The sequence below is a fragment of the Candidatus Pelagibacter sp. HIMB1521 genome (assembly GCF_052047875.1).
Classification (GTDB): Bacteria; Pseudomonadota; Alphaproteobacteria; order Pelagibacterales; family Pelagibacteraceae; genus Pelagibacter.
Genome location: NZ_JBNAIZ010000027.1, coordinates 1 through 3455 on the forward strand (window position 1 = coordinate 1; position 3455 = coordinate 3455).

Below are 3455 nucleotides of genomic sequence, written 5' to 3' on the forward strand. Positions count from 1 at the left end.
TGAATATAAAATTTCAGGAAAATGACATTAGAAAATTTTTATTTTCTACAAGATTTATTTTTCAAAATTTAGACAGAGTCATTTTCTTTGATAATAAATTAGAATTAATTGGTGATACTGATACTTTAGATCTTGATCCACGATCTTTTTCAACACGATTAGATAAAATTGAATTTGAAAGTTTGAGTGAAGAAGTCAATGAAGATGAAAACAAAGAAAATAATTCTTCTCAAAATAATGAAACAAAGGCTTCATTTAAAGATTTATTAGAAAGGTATAATAATTCAGATAACTATGGAAATTATTATACTTTTACAGAAGATAATTTAAATCAATTTAAAGTTACAACAGTTAAAAATGTAAAAAGTGATGAAAATAATTTAGGTTTTATAGTTATCTCAGAGAACGCCAATGAGATTAAGACAGCTATAGACGAGAGAAGAGCATTTGTAATAAGAACAGCTATATCAGTTGGTTTTGTAATTTTAATTTTTTCTTTTGTACTTAGCAGATATTTTATTAAACCAATTCAAAACCTAGTTGGATATACAATCAAAGTAAAAGAAAAAAACCCTGGCAAAACAGGAATTGAAAATTTGAAGAATAGAAATGACGAATTGGGATTATTATCTAATTCAATGGAGGATATGACTAATGAATTGCAAAAACGAATTTCTCATGCAGAAAATTTCTCAACAGATTTAGTTCATGAAATAAGAAATCCACTAGCATCTTTAAAAAGTGCATCGGAAATTTTAAAAGATACAAAAGATATAAATCAAAGAGCTAAGCTTTTAAATATTCTTACTCATGACGTACAAAGAATTGAAAGATTAATTACAGATTATTCACAAATGTTGAAAGATGAAGTTGCCCTTAGTAAAGAGCAAATGAAAAAACTAGATATACAACCAATTATCCAATCTGTTGTTGATGATTATAACAACATTTATAAATTCAAGAAAAATATAAGTATAAACTATCAAAATGATGGAAAGTCAGAGTATCTAATTAATGGAATAGAAAATAGGATTGAACAAATCGTTGCTAATTTATTGGATAATTCTATTTCATTTAGTGAAGATGGTGGTGAGGTAATCGTGAATGTTTCAAATGGATTAGAAAAAAAAGTTATTGTTAAAATTTTAGATGAAGGACAAGGATTTAAAGAGAAAGATACTTCAAAAATTTTTAATCGTTTTTACAGTAATAGACCAGAAAATTTTGGTGAGCATTCAGGATTAGGTTTAAATATTGTAAAAAATTTAGTTGATCTTCATGATGGAAAAATTGAAGCATCCAATAGGCTCGATAAGCAAGGAGCATCGATAGAAATACAATTTCCTGGTTTATAATCTTTAGTTGATAAAATAGAACTTAACTGTATAAAGCTCGCTATGGATGATTTTAAAGTAAAAGATATTTCCCAAGCTGAATTTGGAAGAAGAGAAATTTCTATCGCAGAAAGTGAAATGCCTGGTTTAATGGCATTAAGAGAAGAGTATTCAAAAGAAAAACCATTAAAAGGTGCTAGAATTATTGGATGTCTTCATATGACTATTCAAACAGCAGTGCTAATAGAGACATTAGTAGATCTCGGAGCAGAAGTAAGATGGTCATCTTGTAATATATTTTCTACACAAGACCATGCAGCAGCAGCAATAGCAAAAGCTGGCATTCCTGTTTATGCATGGAAAGGTGAAACAGAAGAAGAGTACTTATGGTGTATTAAACAAACAATAGTTGGAAAACCTGATTGGAAACCCAACATGTTATTAGATGATGGGGGAGATTTAACTGCCATCATGCATAATGAATACCAAGATTTAATGAAAGATATAAAAGGTGTTTCTGAGGAGACTACAACTGGAATTAAAGCATTAAATAAAATGGAGAAAGATAATTCTCTATTAGTTCCTGCAATAAACGTTAATGACTCTGTAACGAAATCTAAATTTGATAACTTATATGGATGTAGAGAAAGTTTAGTTGACGGTATCAGAAGAGCTACTGATGTTATGATGTCGGGTAAAATTGCAATAGTTGCTGGTTTTGGTGACGTTGGAAAAGGAAGTGCCGCATCTTTAAGACAAAGTGGTGCTAGAGTTCTTGTTACTGAAGCAGATCCTATTTGTGCACTTCAGGCAGCAATGGAAGGTTATGAAGTAGTTTTAATGGAAGAAGCTATTAGTAGAGCAGACATAGTTGTTACAGCAACTGGAAATAAAGATATAGTTACAGCTGATCATATGAGAGATATGAAAGATAGAGCTATCTTATGTAATATTGGACACTTTGATAATGAAATACAAGTTGAGGCATTGAAAAATTACAAATGGACAGAAGTTAAGCCCCAAGTACATGAAATCGAATTACCAAGTGGAAAGAGAATTATCCTTTTAGCCGAGGGAAGATTAGTTAATTTAGGTTGTGCAACTGGACATCCAAGTTTCGTAATGAGCGCATCTTTTACCAATCAAGTAATTGCTCAAATAGAACTTTGGCATAACCATAAAAATTATGAGAATAAAGTTTATGTTTTACCCAAGCACTTAGATGAAAAAGTAGCAACATTACATTTGAAAAAAGTTGGGGCTAAATTAACAAAATTATCAAAAGAACAAGCAGATTACATAAGTGTTGGAACAGAAGGCCCATTCAAACCAGATGCCTATCGCTATTAAAAATAGCAAGATCGATATAAGTTCAGAAGAAACAACAAAAGTTTTAGCAGAAAGTTTTAAAAATTTTTTACAAGGTGGAGAAATTATATTTTTATACGGTGAAATGGGTGTGGGCAAAACTACATTTATAAAATATTTGGTTAATGAATTTCAAAAAAGTTCAGATCTTCCTATTACAGAAGTTTCAAGTCCAACATTCAATTTATTAAATGAATATCAAGTAGGTTCTAAGAAGATAAAACATTACGATTTATTTAGGATTAAAAATAAAAGAGATACTAATGATCTAAACATATTTGAAAAAAATGATAATTTAATTACTTTTATTGAGTGGCCAGAGTTAATTAAAGATATTCAGGAAAAAGTTCTTGTATTAAGATTTAACTATGAAAATGAGCTAAATAATAGAAGTGTTGAAATCACAGGCATCGATTAAGAATATAATAGAATGAAAAATTCAAAAAATTTTCAAAAAATTAAAGGAGATGCATCATTTAGAACTTTTTATAGAAGTAAAAAAAATAACTCTATAGTTGTTTATGCAAAAAAAGAAAAAAAGAAAAATTTATTAATTTATGATGCAGTCAACAAAATTTTAATAAAAAATAGAATTTCTGCACCAAATCTGATTAGCCATGATTATAAAAAAAACTTCATTGAAATTCAGGATTTTGGAAATGTTTCGTTATTTAAAATTTTAAAAAATAAAAAAAGAAATAAGTATTTATTTTTTAAAAATATTATTCACATACTGAATAAATTACAAAGTAT

General features: G+C 28.3%; 3 protein-coding genes and 1 pseudogene. All 4 read left to right on the forward strand.

The features are described 5' to 3' along the window. The coding region (locus ACTTA5_RS07540; RefSeq protein ID WP_440649171.1) for a sensor histidine kinase at positions 1-1355 on the forward strand (1355 nt) is incomplete at its 5' end. A 42-nt stretch (positions 1356-1397) separates the two neighbouring features. Continuing rightward, entirely contained in the window at positions 1398-2684 is a 1287-nt protein-coding gene (ahcY, locus tag ACTTA5_RS07545; protein ID WP_440649173.1) for an adenosylhomocysteinase, read from the forward strand. After that, on the forward strand, positions 2668-3120 hold the full coding sequence (tsaE, locus tag ACTTA5_RS07550) for a tRNA (adenosine(37)-N6)-threonylcarbamoyltransferase complex ATPase subunit type 1 TsaE (protein WP_440649175.1): 453 nt from the start codon (positions 2668-2670) through the stop codon (positions 3118-3120). The genes ahcY and tsaE overlap by 17 nt, the downstream gene beginning before the upstream one ends. A 12-nt stretch (positions 3121-3132) precedes the next feature. Beyond that, positions 3133-3455: pseudogene (locus tag ACTTA5_RS07555) on the forward strand (phosphotransferase); the annotation flags it as partial.